Annotated in this window: 11 protein-coding genes and 1 pseudogene; 9 read left to right on the forward strand and 3 right to left on the reverse strand. The window is 57.5% G+C overall.

Annotated features, from left to right (window positions below; all coding sequences use genetic code 11):
• The first annotated feature begins 94 nt into the window (after positions 1-94).
• Entirely contained in the window at positions 95-301 is a 207-nt protein-coding gene (locus AYM40_RS06670; RefSeq protein WP_063495147.1) for a hypothetical protein, read from the forward strand.
• Between the two features lie 184 nt (positions 302-485).
• A complete protein-coding gene (locus AYM40_RS06675) occupies positions 486-926 on the forward strand; it encodes an SET domain-containing protein (RefSeq protein WP_063495536.1) in 441 nt (146 codons plus the stop codon).
• A gap of 918 nt (positions 927-1,844) precedes the next feature.
• Here the strand turns inward: AYM40_RS06675 and AYM40_RS06680 are convergent.
• The gene (locus AYM40_RS06680; protein WP_148662098.1) at positions 1,845-2,267 is read right to left on the reverse strand and encodes a hypothetical protein; all 423 of its coding nucleotides are present in this window, start codon (positions 2,265-2,267) and stop codon (positions 1,845-1,847) included.
• A 510-nt stretch (positions 2,268-2,777) separates the two neighbouring features.
• Between AYM40_RS06680 and AYM40_RS06685 the strand changes: the two are divergent.
• The 3 genes and pseudogenes from AYM40_RS06685 to ltrA all read left to right on the forward strand — a co-directional run.
• Positions 2,778-3,668, forward strand: a pseudogene (locus tag AYM40_RS06685) (IS110 family transposase); the annotation flags it as partial.
• 235 nt (positions 3,669-3,903) lie between these two features.
• Positions 3,904-5,058, forward strand: a complete 1,155-nt coding sequence (locus AYM40_RS06690; RefSeq protein ID WP_063495149.1) for an IS110 family transposase — start codon at positions 3,904-3,906, stop codon at positions 5,056-5,058.
• A 795-nt stretch (positions 5,059-5,853) separates the two neighbouring features.
• Positions 5,854-7,512: a group II intron reverse transcriptase/maturase gene (gene ltrA / locus AYM40_RS06695; RefSeq protein WP_063495150.1), complete on the forward strand. Its 1,659-nt coding sequence runs from the start codon at positions 5,854-5,856 to the stop codon at positions 7,510-7,512.
• A 610-nt stretch (positions 7,513-8,122) separates the two neighbouring features.
• Here ltrA and AYM40_RS06700 read toward each other — a convergent pair.
• Positions 8,123-9,163: an AraC family transcriptional regulator gene (locus AYM40_RS06700; RefSeq protein WP_063495537.1), complete on the reverse strand. Its 1,041-nt coding sequence runs from the start codon at positions 9,161-9,163 to the stop codon at positions 8,123-8,125.
• Positions 9,164-9,348: 185 nt separating this feature from the next.
• Between AYM40_RS06700 and AYM40_RS06705 the strand changes: the two genes are divergently transcribed.
• From AYM40_RS06705 to AYM40_RS06715, 3 genes are all read left to right on the forward strand, one after another.
• Positions 9,349-10,845: a flavin-containing monooxygenase gene (locus AYM40_RS06705; protein ID WP_063495538.1), complete on the forward strand. Its 1,497-nt coding sequence runs from the start codon at positions 9,349-9,351 to the stop codon at positions 10,843-10,845.
• 31 nt (positions 10,846-10,876) lie between these two features.
• Positions 10,877-11,818, forward strand: coding sequence for an alpha/beta hydrolase (locus AYM40_RS06710; RefSeq protein WP_063495539.1), 942 nt, complete (start codon positions 10,877-10,879; stop codon positions 11,816-11,818).
• A 297-nt stretch (positions 11,819-12,115) separates the two neighbouring features.
• Positions 12,116-13,783 carry a fatty acid--CoA ligase gene (locus tag AYM40_RS06715; RefSeq protein ID WP_063495540.1) on the forward strand — a complete coding sequence of 556 codons (1,668 nt, stop codon included), beginning with the start codon at positions 12,116-12,118 and terminating at the stop codon, positions 13,781-13,783.
• Positions 13,784-13,867: 84 nt separating this feature from the next.
• On the opposite strand, the gene AYM40_RS41730 is transcribed toward AYM40_RS06715, so the two are convergent.
• Positions 13,868-14,086 carry a hypothetical protein gene (locus AYM40_RS41730; protein ID WP_162493825.1) on the reverse strand — a complete coding sequence of 73 codons (219 nt, stop codon included), beginning with the start codon at positions 14,084-14,086 and terminating at the stop codon, positions 13,868-13,870.
• 314 nt (positions 14,087-14,400) lie between these two features.
• Between AYM40_RS41730 and AYM40_RS06720 the strand changes: the two genes are divergently transcribed.
• Positions 14,401-15,375, forward strand: a complete 975-nt coding sequence (locus AYM40_RS06720) for a helix-turn-helix domain-containing protein (protein WP_063495541.1) — start codon at positions 14,401-14,403, stop codon at positions 15,373-15,375.
• Positions 15,376-15,710 lie beyond the last annotated feature (335 nt).

The following is a 15,710-nucleotide window of genomic DNA, read 5'->3' on the forward strand; positions in this document are numbered from 1 at the left end:
GGACCTGGGCAAGTCGGCCAGGTAGCATCGGTAGCGAGATGCTGCGACGTGCCGCGGCCCCTTCGATTCGCTGCACATCTATAAAGATAGCTGTATGGAAAAGAAACGATCGCCGAGCAGGCGGGAGCCGCTGTGTCCACCGATCGGTGCGCTGCTGCGCTACCGGACGCGCATCGTGCGCGTGATTGCAGAAGCGCTTGGGCAGCGCGCGATGATCGTATCTCTCGATACGACGGGCAGGACCTTCGTCAGCACCGTCAAGTGGATCAGTCTGCGCGATCTCGGCGCTCAGCTTTTCTGAAGCTGGATCTCTTCGCGGGCGATCGGTCGGTCATTCGGGCATGGCTGCGGATCAAATACTTCGACTCTCCAGCTTCGATATGCCCGCCGGTGCCCGAACGTAGCAAGTGCCTGCTTATTCCATCGCGCTGGATGCGGAAATTTGCTACTCGTATACTGGCGCTGACATCGGGAAAGGAAAGAGTATGCAGCGCGTAGTTGTCCGGCGGTCTTCAGTTCACGGTAAAGGCGTGTTCGCCAAGTACGCGCTCGCGGCGGGCGAGCGCGTGCTTGAGTACAAGGGTGAAATCACCTCGTGGCGAAGTGCGGTGCGCCGTCATCGGCGCGAAGGCATCGCAGGCCATACGTTTCTTTTCGGCCTGTCGGATGGGCGGGTGATCGACGGCAGCCGTGGCGGCAACAGCGCGCGCTGGCTCAATCACGCGTGCGCGCCCAACTGCGAAACCATTGAAGACGGTGATCGCATCTTCATCCACACGCTCCGCTCGATCGGGGCCGGTGAAGAATTGTTCATTGAATATCTGCTTGCCACTGACGATCCGCTGGATGAGGACGTCCGGGCGCAGTACGCGTGCCGGTGCGCCGCGGCGGACTGTCGTCACTCGATGCTGGCGGACGCAGCGTGAACAGAGGGGCGGAGGAGCCAGTTGGCAGCATCGCTATCCCGAAAAGCGCCGGCAGCCCGACGCGGGAGAATGAGGGATTTGTCCGGATCGGCATGGATGTGGTTTTCCATCTCGATGTGCTGAAGTCACCGTTGCTAAAGGGCGATGCATCCGACCGTGCGCCTGGCGCAAATGCGAAGAAACAGATGTCGCTGGAGCTTGACGATTGGTGGTGAGGTCGACGCCAGCGCGTATCTCGACAGCTATAGGGGAGCGGCCTTATGCAGAAGCGGAAGTTCGCAGGAAAGATAGCAGGGAAGGTGAATCTGCCGGAACTGCTGGACCAGCTTGAACTGGCATTGGCGGCGACGCCGGCTCGCACGTCCGTTTGTCGGGCGCTATCGGATCTATACCAGCGGCTCGGTTCGGCTAGCGGGGAAACTGCTCCACGTGCAAGTCGATCTGCGTCGCTGCGGCGTCGGCTCCAATCCGGCCTCGAATCTTTGCCACTGTTTTCGTAATCGCCGCTGGATCGGGCGACCCTATGATCGTTGGGAATAACCCAAGAGCATTCAGCGGCCTCCGCGAATCGTACGCGGCAAGTCTCCCGCAGCGGACCGAGTTCGGCCAGTTTGAGACATTCAACCCGACCTTCACGCGGACGTTCGAACGTCGGCTCCGCCCAAACAACGGACCTACGCGCGCGATCACGTCAATCGACGCTCGCCTCCTTGTGCAGCCATCGCCATGTTGGTGGCGTCGGTGTCCGCCAACATCACGAGCAGCGTCGGGTTCCGTATCGCGATAGACCGGGGAATTGGCGGTCACCTGGCTGAAGGCGGCGGGCATTAAAGGGTGGCAAACCTGCCCGAGCACGGGCTCGGCGCCACCCCATGGAACGCACCATAGAGAGAAAGCACAATTCAATGTGCGATTCGACTAGCGGAAGCCGTAGACCAAGACCTTTTTACCCTCAAAGCTCACTTGCACACCTAACTGGCAATTCGATGAGCACGTCGTGCCGTCGGCGGTCGGCCCGGCGGACGGTACGGTCTCCGTGGCGATAATCGCTTTGACGACCGTCCCGTCGTCAGCGACCACCATTTCCAAGTCAAGCACGACGCCGGCCGGCACGGGGCCGCCAGTGTACGTGATTTGCATGGTACCGGTGCAATCGGCGTTCACCGCGTAGGAGCCGCTCTGATTCGGATTGAATGCAGTCTGCCCGCCTTTCGGGACCCCGTTCATATTCCCCTGCCCCTTACTTAGCGTGTTGATGACGGGCAATTTATTTGACGAAGAGCCCCGCCGGTCTTGGATTGGCGGGGCTTTTACTTTTTCGAAAATATTTTCCACTTGCATAACGCGGCGAAGACCCCGTCCAGCGGGGCTATAGGGGCTGACGTGGGAGCGGTGCTTGCACGGTGTTTGAAGCGAGTTTATGCCCAGTTTTGGCGGCCCTGCGACGAGTGCGCATGGGTTGCGCCAACGAGTTGCCGTGCGGAAAGGCGTCCCATTCGGGCGCTGAGGCGGAAATGCCGGCCTGTTTTTAAATTTTTGGGCCGGTAAGTATAAAAAATGCCGAGGATTTTGGTCCTCGGCATCGAATCAGCCCCGCCAGGCAAGGCTCCCGTCAACACGCTAAGTAAGGGGCAGGTCATATTCCCGAAGTCGGTCCGTGCAAAATGACCTGCGCCATCGAACGTCACGATGGCGACGTCATTCAGGATGGACGGGGTGGCGAACGGATGCAGAACGCTACCTGTTGTTGTTGCCTCCAGCAATCCAAGAACTTCCCCCTGGGCGCTAAACCCATACGGTCCCTTTAACGTTGCGTTCGAGCAAAGGCCGCCGTGGCCGTCGGCCTGCGCGGCACCTTCACTGATCCCGCGCAAGCCGGGCGAGCGCGTAAAGACCGACCGGCGTGATGCCATCAAGCTGGCGCGCTCGCTGCGCGCCGACGACCTGTCGGCCGTGTACGTGCCCGGCATTGAAGACGAGGCATTCCGGGATCTCGCCCGCGCGTGGGCGGCTGCCCGCGAGGATCTGCGACGTGCACGGCATCGACTGAAGTCGTTCCTGCTCGCGCATGGCGTCCGTTATACCGGTAGCGCAAACTGGGGCGAGGCGCACCGTCGCTGGCTGGGCCGCTGTTCGTTTCCCAGCGCCTGGCAGCACCTTGCCTTTGACGAACACCGGCGCACGATCGAGGACCGGCTTGCGCAGTGCGCCCGTCTCGAAACAGCCCTACGCGAAGCGGTGATCTCCTGGCGCTTCTATCCGGTAGTGCTGGCCCTGCAGGCCATGCGGGGCGTCCAGTTCGTTACCGCCGTCGGGATGATTTCAGAAGTGGGCGACCTGTCCCGCTTCGAACACCCGCGTCAGCTGATGGCCTGGCTCGGCGTAACGCCATCCGAGCATTCATCGGGAGGCAAACGCCGCCAGGGCAGCATTACCAAAACCGGCAACAGCTACGCCCGAAGACTGCTGGTCGAAGCGGCCTGGAGTTACCGCCATCCTGCCCGCGTCAGCCCGGAAATCCAGGCCCGTCTCGAAGGTCTGCCCAAGGCCATCATCGACCGCGCCTGGGACGCCCAGGTGCGGCTGTGCCGACGATTCCCCCGGCTGACCGCGCGAGGCAAGCCCATCAACATCACGATCGTGGCTATTGCCCGCGAACTGGCGGCGTTCATCTGGGACATCAGTCGACTGGCCATGGCGCTTGCAATACCTCGCAGCGAACCGCCCGCGGCCTGTGTGTGATTTCCCGAACAACGGAAGGAGTTTCCTGAAGGCGGCGCAGCCCGGCATCCGAGCAACCCGCGATGGTATTACGCAACGGGCATCACCAACTTGCGGCGGAAGTTAGCGGCAGGCTCATGAGGCGGACCTCTGTAATGCGGTATCCAACCCGCGGATGTCAGATCCTATGAAGCGAGTCCCTCGCCAAGCTGACGCCTAAAATCAGCATGCTGAGGTTTGCTCACAGGAGAACATCATGCTTACCGATCAGGCATACACAGGTAGTGGTGACGGACTGGTGCTGGCAGTGTCGCTGGAACTGGCGGCGGCCAAATGGAAAGTCGCGTTTCACGACGGCCGGCGCGAGAAGCCGGCCGTCCACACCGTTGGACAGCCGCAGGCTGCGGCGCGCCTGCAGGCAGTGCTGGACCTGATCGAGACCCACAAGGAAAGATGGTCATTACCGACAGATGTACGGGTTGTCGTGAGCTATGAGGCCGGGCAGGACGCGTTCTGGATCTGGCGCGCGTTACGGGCTCGACACGTCGACTGCTACGTCATTGATCCGGCCAGCATTCCGGTCGAACGCCACCAGCGGCGCGCCAAGACCGATCGGCTCGATGTCATCAAGCTGGTCATCAATTTGCGCGCGTGGCTGCGCGGCGAGCGCGATCGCATGCATGTGATTCGCGTACCGTTACCGGAGGACGAGGCATCGCGCCACTTGATGCGAGAGCGCGGGCAACTACAGAAGGAAATCCTGCAGCACCAAGATCGCATGCGCAAGCTGCTGGCCACCCTCGGCTGCTGGGATGCTGTCGATCACCGGGCATTCGCGGACCGACTCGAGCGCGACGAAGTACGCTGCCACGACGGTGCGCCGTTACCGCGCGAGCTGTATGAGCGGTTACGGCGTGAGTGCGATCGGCTGGCCCTCGTCGAACAGCAACTTGCGGTGTTGGAGAGCACGCGAAAGACAAACGTACCAGCAGTCGCGCGCCAGCGTTGCGATGCGCTGGCGCGGCTGAAGGGTATAGGCGAAGTAGGCGCCTCGCGCCTTGCGCTCGAGCTCTTCTGGCGGAACTTCAACAATCGCCGCGAAGTCGGCTCGTGCGTCGGGCTGGTGCCTCAGCCATACGACAGCGGCGAAAGCCAGATCGATCAAGGGATCAGCAAACAGTCAAACCGGCGGGTACGCGCGCTGCTGATCGAGATTGCATGGACGTGGCTGCGCTACCAGCCCGGCAGCGCACTAACAAAATGGTTTGACCAACGCACACAGGGCACGGGGCCGAACCGACGTGCGCGACGTATCGCTATCGTCGCGGTGGCGAGACGTCTTGCCATTGCACTGTGGCGCTATCTGAAAGACGGAGTCATTCCCGAAGGCGCGGATCTTAAGAACGTTTAGGCATACTTATGTCTACCTGATAGGATGTAGAGGTTTTTCTTGGCATTTTATTTGCGTAGCAAACACGGTTGGAGTGAACATGCCCGTGATCACGCTGGGTTGCTGAAGCAACCGAATATTTTCAGATGGGGCATGTTCCCGGAAGAGATTCCGGCGTAACGCGCATGCAGGATAAGGCTGGCGACACGCCAGCGGATAGAAGGTGGTGACTGCGACACGAAGTTGCTTGCAGGAGCTGTTCCCGCTTCAACATGAGGGAACCGCCCGTGTCACCGGGCGAGTCTAGGAGTCTGAATAAAGAGCGACTCTGACAATGTAACGAAGCATCGCAAGATGCGGGGTATCAATCGCGAGAGGCGTACCCTTCTGGCAGCCACACGCCGGATGAGTGCTAGACAGTCGGCATGGCGAACACATGTGAATCTGCGATAAAGGTCGTTATTCTAAACAAGCGGAAGTGGCTACTGCGCTTGAGCCAAAATGGCAATGGAGGTGGGAAGAGCGTCTTCACTTATACGCTCTCGTGACCCATACGCCTCCCGGTCGACAGCAGGCGCCTAACCCGACATGCTTTCGCAAGCGGAACGTGGAAATCCCGTATCGCTCCCCTCGGGGACAGCAAGCCGCAAGGCTTGCCCATGGCGATGCGGGCGAAGGATTGAGGACAAAGCGAACGCCATCCTGTAATCGGATGGATAGGGGTTGCAACATCATCCCACGCGAAAGCGGGCAAACTTCCTCGTGGTCTCTCATCACAAGAGAGTAGGTAGAACCATCTTAACGGAAGGGAAGCAAATGGACGCAGCAACACCAGCGTGTGCGCCTTCCGGCGTGGCATGGGACGGCATCAGTTGGGCCGATGTCCAGCGTCAGGTAAGACGGCTGCAAGCGCGTATTGTGAAGTGGACACAGGCCGGCAGGCACAACAAGGTGAAAGCCTTGCAATGGCTGCTGACCCACTCGTTCAGCGGCAAGGCATTAGCCGTCAAGCGGGTGACTGAAAACAAAGGCAAGAACACCCCTGGTGTCGACAAGGTCATCTGGAAAACACCGGGGGCAAAGACCAACGCGATTGCGTCGTTGAAGAGACGGGGTTACTCGGCTCTTCCGCTTCGGAGGGTAATGATACCGAAGAAGAACGGGAAAATGAGGCCGCTCGGCATACCCGTGATGCGCTGCAGGGCGATGCAAGCATTGCATCTGCTTGCTCTGGAGCCGGTTGCGGAAACCACTGCCGACCCGAACTCGTATGGGTTCAGGCCGGAGCGCTCAACAGCCGACGCGGGGGAACAATGCTTCATCGCCCTCGCGAGAAAGACAAGCGCGCAGTGGGTGCTGGAAGCCGACATCAAGGCCTGTTACGACGAAATCAGCCATCCATGGATGGTCGCTAACATCCCCACGGACAAGGTGATCCTGCAGAAGTGGCTCAAGGCGGGATATGTGTATCAGGACGAACTCTTCCCGACCGATGCCGGGGTCCCTCAAGGGGGAATTATTTCACCGGTAGTGGCCAACATGACGTTGGATGGTCTCGAAGCGATGCTGGCAGAGAAGTTTCCGAAGGCAAAGCGGACAGGCCTGAAAATGCACATGGTGCGGTACGCGGACGACTTCATCATCACTGGCCACTCGAAAGAGTGGCTGGAGCACGAGGTCAAACCCGCGGTGGTCGCATTTCTGGCGGAACGTGGGCTCGTCCTGTCGCCGGAAAAGACCAAGGTAACGCACATCGACGAAGGGTTTGACTTCCTCGGATGGAATATCCGCAAGTACAACGGCAAGCTGTTGATGAAACCGTCGAAAGCGAACGTCAAAGCGCATCTTGACAAGATCCGGGAAGTCATCAAAGGCAACAAGACGGCCAAACAAGCAAACTTGATACGCCTGCTCAACCCGATTTTGCGGGGCTGGGCGAACTATCACCGCCATGTGGTCGCCAAGGAAACCTTTGCTCGGGTTGATACATATGTCTGGTCAATGCTGTGGCAATGGGCGGTTCGACGGCATCCAGAGAAAGGCGCCCGCTGGGTCAAAGATAAATACTTCAAAACCCAAGGCACCCGCAACTGGGTATTTGCCACAACCGAAAAACAAGAGGATGGGGGGAAGAAGGAGCTTGTCCTGCTGAAAGCGGCGGACACGCCGATACAGCGGCATGTCAAGATCAAGGCCGGGGCTAACCCGCACGACCCACAGTGGGAACCATACTTCGAGACCCGATGGGGCAAGAGGATGATGAACCTGCCAAGGGGCCGCGCGAAGCTCTACCGGGTCTGGCTGAGGCAGGATGGCCTGTGTCCGACCTGTCAGGAACCGATCGCAATAGGAACCCCTTGGGTCACCCGCTTCATTGTGAAAAGAACCGACGGTGGGTCGATTGCAGCGGGCAACATTCAACTGCACCATCCCGGTTGTCATGGAATTCAAAAGTACGCCGGAAATAAGTTGTGAAAGCGGGTGTCGAAAGATGCCTTGGCAGAGGCTTGAGCTGTATGCAGGGAAACTTGCACGTACAGTTCTTAGGGGGCTAGGTGCGGGCAACCGCGCCTGGCTACCCGGCGATGCTGGTTCATCTCACGAGCGCAAGGGCGACTTCAGACGGAGGCTACGCCGGAGACACGGTATGAAGATACCGGCGAAAGCGATCTTGACAAAATCTCGCTCATAGAAGTGTGATCCACCGTCGAGACTTACTGCTGCGCCGCCCTCAGGAAATTCATGCGTCGATGCAACCTGGAAACCAACTTCGCGATTGACACCCAAAGTCATATCAATACCAGCCCACTGCGCAACTGATGACGCCGCCCGGGAAGCGATGGCGGTGATAGAGCGGCTTCGAGTTCTTCCTCGCCTCACTTTACCAGCACATCCAGCTACCGTGACAATGCCGAGCGCACTCATGCACGCATGGCGGGCCGGCTTCTGCAAGCTGTGTATCCGGCTCGAATGAAGTCTCGATACTCATGTGGCCGTGCTCGCAACAGAGGCAATCCAATCTCCATAGCTCACAAGCTTGGGTGATCTGATCGTTTTGGTAAATATTGAAAGTCGAGGCAAACGCTCACCCTCGCTGGCGACGTACCTTCGCATGCTTGATTTTGCTTCGGCGTAGCGCAGCGGGTGATGTTCCGAACCAGCGGGAACAGGCCCTTGTCATTGCCGACTGTTCCGAGTAACCAAGAATCTCCGTCACGCGCCCCAAAGAAATTTCCGTCTCGACCAAATAGCGAAGCATCTCTTCACGACGCACTTCGTCCCGTACGACCTCGAAGCTCGTACCCTCATCCTCCAACCGGCGCTGCAGGGTTCGAGGGTGAATTGCGAGCATTTGTGCAACGTCCTCTTTGTTTCTATGGGCCGCTCCGAGTGTCCTCGACAACAGTTGGCGAACCTGATGGCTAACCGTATCGCCAGGCGTACCGTAACGATTTCTCAGGTACTCCTCGGCAATCTCCCGTATCGCGTGGTTGGTTGAACTCAAACGCTTGTTGAGCATACTGCGCTCAAGATGTAGCCCAGCTATCGGTTGTTCAAACGATACCTTGCAACCAAAAAACTGCCTGTAAATTGACTCTGCGGCGTGCGGCTTGTGCGGCAGTGCCACCCCGAGAATCCCCTGCGAACCGTTGTTCAATAGAACCACCATCTGATAGAAATCCGCCAAAGCCAAATCGATGGTTTGCCGATGGGCGGTTGGACGTTCAAGCTGAATTTCCAAGGAGGCTTCAACTGCGTGATCGACTAAACGACTTTTCTCGTTGATCGACAGGCGTATGCCCGGGCTATGAATGAAGAGGTACTGCTTGATCAGGTTCAGTGCCTCCCGGACAGTGGCTGCGCTTTGCACAACTACCGCAACCTGCCCGAGAACGGTGATGTCCTGATTGTGTGAAAGCCTCAGCCCGAAGTCATCGCACTGCGTCGCTGTCGCACTCTCCTCGAGCAGCTGTACGACCGATCTCAGGCGAAGCAATGCGTCCTCATCCTCGAGCTGTTCGAGGGAAATGCGAAAGCGCCGGAGCAGGTTGGTAGGGTCTTCACCTAGGGAGCGCATCAGATCGACATATCCCCTGAGACCACTGGCACGAACGAAGGTAGGCATGTCTCAGAATGTCAAAGATATGTCTTTGTTTGTCAAGAATTTCCGGCTGTCACCTTGAGATACTAAATCAACATTTCGACGACGTGGAGAGCGTTCCAGTGGCGACGAAATCGGCGATCAAGCCGCCGCACCGTGCGTGATCTGATACTGCAGTGGCATCAATCAAAATTGAAAGGAGACACATCATGAGCGACACGCGTCTGCAATCGTTGCCGACCACTAATGAGCACGTTGACGTACTCATTATCGGTGCGGGAATTTCTGGAATTGGGGCGGCGTACCACCTGCGTCAGCAGTTTCCCAATCGCAGTTTCAAGATACTCGAAGCGTTGGAGGGCTTCGGCGGCACGTGGTGGACACACCGTTATCCTGGCGCGCGTTCCGACAGTGACCTCCATACCTATGGCTATCGCTTCAAGCCGTGGCCGGGCCGGTCGATTGCCACATCAGATGAGATTCGGAACTATCTCAACGATATCATCAGCGAAAACAATCTCGACCAGCACATCTGCTATCAGCATAAGGTGACTTCAGCGAGCTGGTCTTCGCAAGAGAATCGTTGGGCCGTGGACGTGACTCGAGTGGACACTGGGGAAACGTTGCGTTTGACGACCAACTTCCTGTGGATATGCCAAGGCTATTACAACCATCAGAAAGGCTATACACCCGAGTGGCCGACGTTGAATCGCTACAAGGGTATTGTGATCCATCCGCAGCATTGGCCTGAAGACCTCGATTACACCGGGAAAAAGATCGTCGTTATTGGTTCGGGTGCAACCGCTGCAACCCTGATTCCATCGCTCGCCGGGACTGCCGGGCACGTCACGATGCTTCAGCGTTCACCGACCTTCTTCGCCACGCAACCGTGGGAGCATGAGCTAGCAGCACCCCTGCGTGCACTGAAGGTTCCAGAAGAGTGGACCCACGATATTCTTCGGCGTGCTCATATCGCCAAGATTGAAGACCTTGCCAAAATGTCGTTCGAGCAGCCAGATGAGCTTCGCAAACTTCTCATCGACGGTGTGCGCGCCCATCTTCCCGAAGACTTCGACGTCGACACTCATTTCAATCCCAGCTATCGCCCGTGGCAACAGCGAGTCGCATCGGTTCCGGATGGCGATTTGTTCGCGGCTATCCGCGGTGGTCAAGCGTCGGTGGTAACGGATTCGATCGAGTGCTTCACGGAGACGGGCATCACGCTTTCGTCAGGGAAGGCCATCGAAGCGGACATCATCGTTACTGCGACTGGCCTTGAACTCAGTCTATTTGGTGGCGTCAATTTCAGCGTCGACGGCGAGCCGGTGGACTTTACCAAACGAGTCACGTATCGCGGTTTGATGATCAGTGGCGTGCCGAACATGTCGTATATGTTTGGTTATCTACGATTCAGCTGGACCCTGCGGGTCGACATGGTCAGCGACTTCGTGTGCCGACTGCTCGCCCATATGGACACGCGGGAGGCCACAACAGTGGTGCCGACACTCCGTCCAGAAGACGAGGATATGCCGCTGCTGCCGTGGGCCAATCCGGAGAATTTCAACGCAGGCTATTTCATGCGCGCCCAGGAGATGATGTTCAGGCAGGGGGATCGTGAACCGTGGGTCCATATGCGCGAGTACTACGAGGAGCGTGACACCCTTCCGGTCACCAGCGTTGATGACGGGGTTCTCATTTATGACTGAATCAAGGTGTCGCGATATCTCGGAGAATCCTATGTCAGTTGATCAAAATATAGCCGCTGTTCTCGCGTCAGTCGTCGAAGCTGGCGGCAAGAAAATTCACGAAAGCACCCCTATTGAGGCTCGTTCAGGCTATCGTGCCTTGACCTTCGACTCGAGGACTCAGGAGCAGGTGGTTCCGGTGGGGAGCGTCCAAGACATCTCGGTTCCTGGTGCGGTCGGCCAGTTACGAGCACGTGTCTATCGCCCGGAAGGCGAAGGACCGTTTCCCACGATCGCTTTCTTCCACGGAGGAGGCTTTGTCATCGGTGACCTCGACACCCACGACAACATGAGCCGTGACGTCTGTCGCGGAAGCCGGGCGGTGGTCGTCGCCGTCGACTACCGGCTTGCGCCCGAGCACAGATTCCCGGCCGCCGTTGATGACGCCGTGGCAGCTACGAAGTGGGTGGCCGAGAATGCGCAGCGCCTTGGCGGCAATGATACCGTCGCTGTCGCTGGAGATAGTGCAGGTGGCAACCTGTCAGCTGTTGTTGCGCAGCAGCTCAAAGCGGATGGCATTCCACTGGCGGGTCAATTCCTTATTTATCCGGCGGTTGCTCAGCCGGACGCAGTTTATCCATCGCGGGCGGAGAATGGCGCTGGCTACTTTCTCGAGACGGAGTCGATTGAGTGGTTCTACAGCCACTATATCGGCGAACAGTGCAATGCAAAGGATTCGCGGCTCGCACCGCTGCACGCATCGCAACTCTCTGGGCTGCCACCGGCGGTCATCGTGACCGCGGAATTCGATCCCCTGAGGGACGAGGGCGAGGCCTACGGACATGCATTGCGCGATGCCGGCGTATGGGCGGAAGTCAAAAGATGCGAGGGGATGATACACGGATTCTTTGACATGGGGAGATGGTCGCCGGCTGCGCAAGAGGCCATTGAGGAGAACTGCAAACGCTTCGGAGATGTGCTTCGAGAGAGCTGACTGTGCGGCGGTAATAGAGTGAAAACGGCAGAATGTTTTGTACGTACATTCTGTTCCGGTTTCTCGCCCGGAGGACGGTCAAATTTCTCAGGGTTTGAGCATTGGTCCAGCGCCATGGGTAGACAAGTCAGTAACCAGTTGCGTTGAGTTGAAGAATCGTAGAGGTTTGCTGCTTGCTGCTGCTTGAACCGGAAGCCGACCGTCGGTGTGTCCGCGCGATTTAACGCGATGTGCATTGCCGGATTTACACAATACGACTATCAAGAGTCGATTGACCGAACATACAAGGAGACATAGATGCAAAGCGATCTGACCGAGCTGACGCCTTCGGCGTACACGTATCCTTTGCTGATAAAGCGCCTTTTGCACACACCGTTGATGCATGCGCCAAATCAAGAGGTCGTGTATCGTGACCGGGTACGTATGACGTATTCGAAGGTGTATGAGAGGATCGCGCAGCTTGCCAACGGTCTGACGAAGCTCGGTGTCGAGATGGGGACGACCGTAGCCGTGATGGATTGGGACAGCCATCGATACCTTGAGTGCTACTTCGCGGTCCCTATGATGGGGGCGGTTCTGCAAACGGTGAACGTGCGGCTGTCTCAGGCAGAAATAGCTTACACGCTCAACCACGCTGGCGCCGAAATTCTTCTTGTCCACACCGACTTCTTGCCGGTCGTGGAAGCAATCAAGGACAAACTGGAGTCGGTGCGTCAGTTTGTTTGGATATCCGACGAAGGTGATGAACGATCTCCGCATACCATTCCGTTTTCCGGGGAATATGAGGGCCTACTCGCGTCAAGTTCCAGTAGCTACGACTTCCCTGATTTCGACGAGAACACGCGAGCGACCACGTTCTATACTACCGGCACCACTGGCATGCCCAAAGGCGTCTATTTTTCACATCGGCAGTTGGTGCTACACACGATCTCCGTGATGGCGGCGCTATCCAGTCCTGAGTCCGAACAGCGGTTCCACCGCGGTGATGTCTACATGCCGCTCACTCCGATGTTTCATGTCCACGCGTGGGGTATGCCATATATCGCTACGGTGCTAGGCGTCAAACAGGTCTATCCCGGACGATATATCCCGGACCAGATCGTGAAACTCGTGCGAGACGAGGGCGTTACGTTTTCGCATTGTGTGGGCACTATCTTGCACATGTTGCTAAATTGCGCCGAGGGAAAAGAGGCCGACTTCAGCGAGTGGAAGGTCGTCATTGGAGGCGGCGCATTGACGCAGGGATTGGCACGCGCCGCACTTGACCGAGGAATTGATGTCTTTACTGGGTATGGGATGTCTGAGACTTGTCCCATCCTGACCCTCGCTCAATCGAAGCCTGGGTACGCGTCTCTCGAAATCGAGGACCAAGTGGCGATACGATGTAAGACAGGATTGCCTGTTCCACTCGTCGAGTTGCGTATCGTCGACGAGAATATGCAGGATGTTGCTCAGGACGGCAGCGCGAGTGGGGAGGTGGTCGTGCGTGCACCTTGGTTGACTCAGGGTTATCTGAAGAATCCGGACGCTTCCGAGCAATTGTGGGAAGGTGGCTATCTCCATACTCAGGACATCGCCCGTATCGACCGAGCCGGTTATTTGCAGGTAACAGATCGTATTAAGGACGTGATTAAGTCGGGCGGCGAGTGGGTTTCGTCGCTGGAAGTCGAAGGTCTGATTTCTCAACATCCGGGCGTGGCCGAAGTGGCTGTGATCGGGGTCAAGGACGAAAAGTGGGGAGAGCGGCCTGCGGCCTTAGTGGTTCGGAAGATGGATGGCACAGTGTTCGTCTCTGAGGAAGAGATTCGGCAACACGTTCTCACGTTTAGCGAGAAGGGGACTATTTCGAAATATGCGGTGCCACAGACCATCAAGTTTGTTGATGCGCTCGAGAAGACCAGTGTTGGGAAATTGAACAAGAAGTGGCTGCGAGAAAAGTTCGCTGAAACAGATTCAGGTGGTTGAATGTTCTGCAAAAAGATTGGCAGCTGGCGAACCAAAGAAAGGATACCTCTTGGCGTCGGGAGCGACGCCACAAGTTAGCTCTGTTTAGCTTTGCAGAAGTTGAATGCGGTCCGCCTGCGTTACGCGGATGTTTTTTCTTCTTCGGCCGAACCAGTTGTCGATGCGACACCACTTTAAACATCGTTGATAACGGGCTGATTCAACTGAGCGAGCCACCGCCATCTTGACGTAAAGCTCCTCGTTGGGCGAACCGTGTTCCCTCAAGTCAACACCGGCCAGACCGCAGAGAATGTCGGGCGGCATCCGTCCTGCCGGAGAACGGCTGGTTGGCAGTGGTCAGAAGACTGCGTCGCTCGTATCGCTCCGCAATCAATTCGAACAGTACTCTCGTCTCAGGCTACCGCCGGGCATTTGCGCCGCGTGCAACGGGAGCCCGAGCGGAACCGAGAATATTTCCAGCACGAGCCCGTTCGATATGCCGCATGAGTCCATTGGTTTCATGCCCACTCAATAGCTGTTCGGTCGGGCGATCTCGCGCTATTCTACAGTGGTCCAACTTTACAGTTCGCTGTGAACATCTCCACGAACGAAGCACTAAATGCCTCAGGAGACAACGTATGAGACCCAAACCAACAATGGAGTGGAGCACTTTGGGCGTGGCCCCCGCCGACAAGACGGATGCGTGGGAGTCGGTCTTAAGCAATAGCTATCGAGACTGGCACGTGCCTTGCCGGCTACCCGCGACGTTTTACGCGAATGTAAAAAGGCACGACTTCGGCGGTGCTGAACTTGTCGAAACAGTCTGCGACCCGTGCTCGGGACAGCGGCTGCGTGCCCAGATGCGACGTGACGACGAGCTCTTCGTCGGTATTCAACTGACCACTGAGGGCAGGGAACGATTCAAGATCGGCGACACCGGTGCGGAGGCGGTCTCCGGGGACTTATTGGTGTGGAGGACGGATCTGGCAGTGCAGTTCGAAGTTTTGGAACGCCTGCACAAGATGACGCTGATGGTACCTTGGTCGTTGCTGCGCGAACGTATGCCTGAACGAAAGTCTCCACCCGTCGGTGGCAAAATTGAGAGCCGAACAGGCGTCGGCTGTTTGCTGGCGGTTCACCTGCTGGCTCTGTCCAATCAAATCACGACGCTAGATTCGAGGCTCAAAGGTTCGGTGAGCCGTTCAACGCTTGAATTTATAGGCATTGCGTTATCGGACCTGCAGCCATCCGCGTCATTTGACGCAAGCGCGTCTATGCTCAGTCGCGTCCACGACTATGTCCTCGATCACTTGCAGGATGAGGACCTGACGCCAGCGAGGATTGCTGAAGCAAACCGAATCTCGTTGCGATATCTGCATATGCTGTTTCATCACAGCGGTGCAACTGTCAGCGGCTGGATACAGGATAAGCGGCTATCCAAATGCAGGGACGCGCTGACCGACAGTGCGTACAGCCGCCAGCGCATAGCGGACATAGCCTACCGGTGGGGATTCAGCTCGACGAGTCACTTCAGCCGGGCGTTCAAAGAAAAGTTTGGCATGTCGCCAGGTGACGTCCGAAAAATGGCCGGAATCGTGAAGCATTCCGATTGAGCAAACGGGGGCCACATCTGCCCGCTTCGACCAGTCCTCTAAGCGTGACTATGGCGGCTCCCTCATCACACTGATGACGGGACGCCGAAGAGGGACGCCTACAAGTGGAAAAGCGCGTCTGGCCGTCCGCGCAGTTTGCGTTGCCTGTGAGTCCACTTTCGCGTGGTGTCGGACCGCTGCCCTATGCGGACCGCTGAACCGTCAGTGTCGGTGTACGCGGGACGACCGCCCTCTTGGGGAAGCCTTTTAAGCGATCCTGAAAATCTCCAAGGCATCGAGATAGAAAGCGGAATACTGTATCGACTGGTCCTGGAACGAAAAAATAGGCTGAAGCG

Origin of the sequence: Paraburkholderia phytofirmans OLGA172 (assembly GCF_001634365.1) — a bacterium.
In the GTDB taxonomy this organism is placed as follows: Bacteria; Pseudomonadota; Gammaproteobacteria; order Burkholderiales; family Burkholderiaceae; genus Paraburkholderia.

Coding starts and splice junctions, on each gene's coding strand:
- AYM40_RS06705 (WP_063495538.1), top strand. CDS start 9,349: ATGAGCGACACGCGTCTGCAATCGTTGCCGACCACTAATGAGCACGTT.
- AYM40_RS06670 (WP_063495147.1), top strand. CDS start 95: ATGGAAAAGAAACGATCGCCGAGCAGGCGGGAGCCGCTGTGTCCACCG.
- AYM40_RS06700 (WP_063495537.1), bottom strand. CDS start 9,163: ATGCCTACCTTCGTTCGTGCCAGTGGTCTCAGGGGATATGTCGATCTG.
- AYM40_RS06675 (WP_063495536.1), top strand. CDS start 486: ATGCAGCGCGTAGTTGTCCGGCGGTCTTCAGTTCACGGTAAAGGCGTG.
- ltrA (WP_063495150.1), top strand. CDS start 5,854: ATGGACGCAGCAACACCAGCGTGTGCGCCTTCCGGCGTGGCATGGGAC.
- AYM40_RS06680 (WP_148662098.1), bottom strand. CDS start 2,267: ATGCAAGTGGAAAATATTTTCGAAAAAGTAAAAGCCCCGCCAATCCAA.
- AYM40_RS06690 (WP_063495149.1), top strand. CDS start 3,904: ATGCTTACCGATCAGGCATACACAGGTAGTGGTGACGGACTGGTGCTG.
- AYM40_RS06710 (WP_063495539.1), top strand. CDS start 10,877: ATGTCAGTTGATCAAAATATAGCCGCTGTTCTCGCGTCAGTCGTCGAA.
- AYM40_RS06715 (WP_063495540.1), top strand. CDS start 12,116: ATGCAAAGCGATCTGACCGAGCTGACGCCTTCGGCGTACACGTATCCT.
- AYM40_RS06720 (WP_063495541.1), top strand. CDS start 14,401: ATGAGACCCAAACCAACAATGGAGTGGAGCACTTTGGGCGTGGCCCCC.
- AYM40_RS41730 (WP_162493825.1), bottom strand. CDS start 14,086: ATGCCGCCCGACATTCTCTGCGGTCTGGCCGGTGTTGACTTGAGGGAA.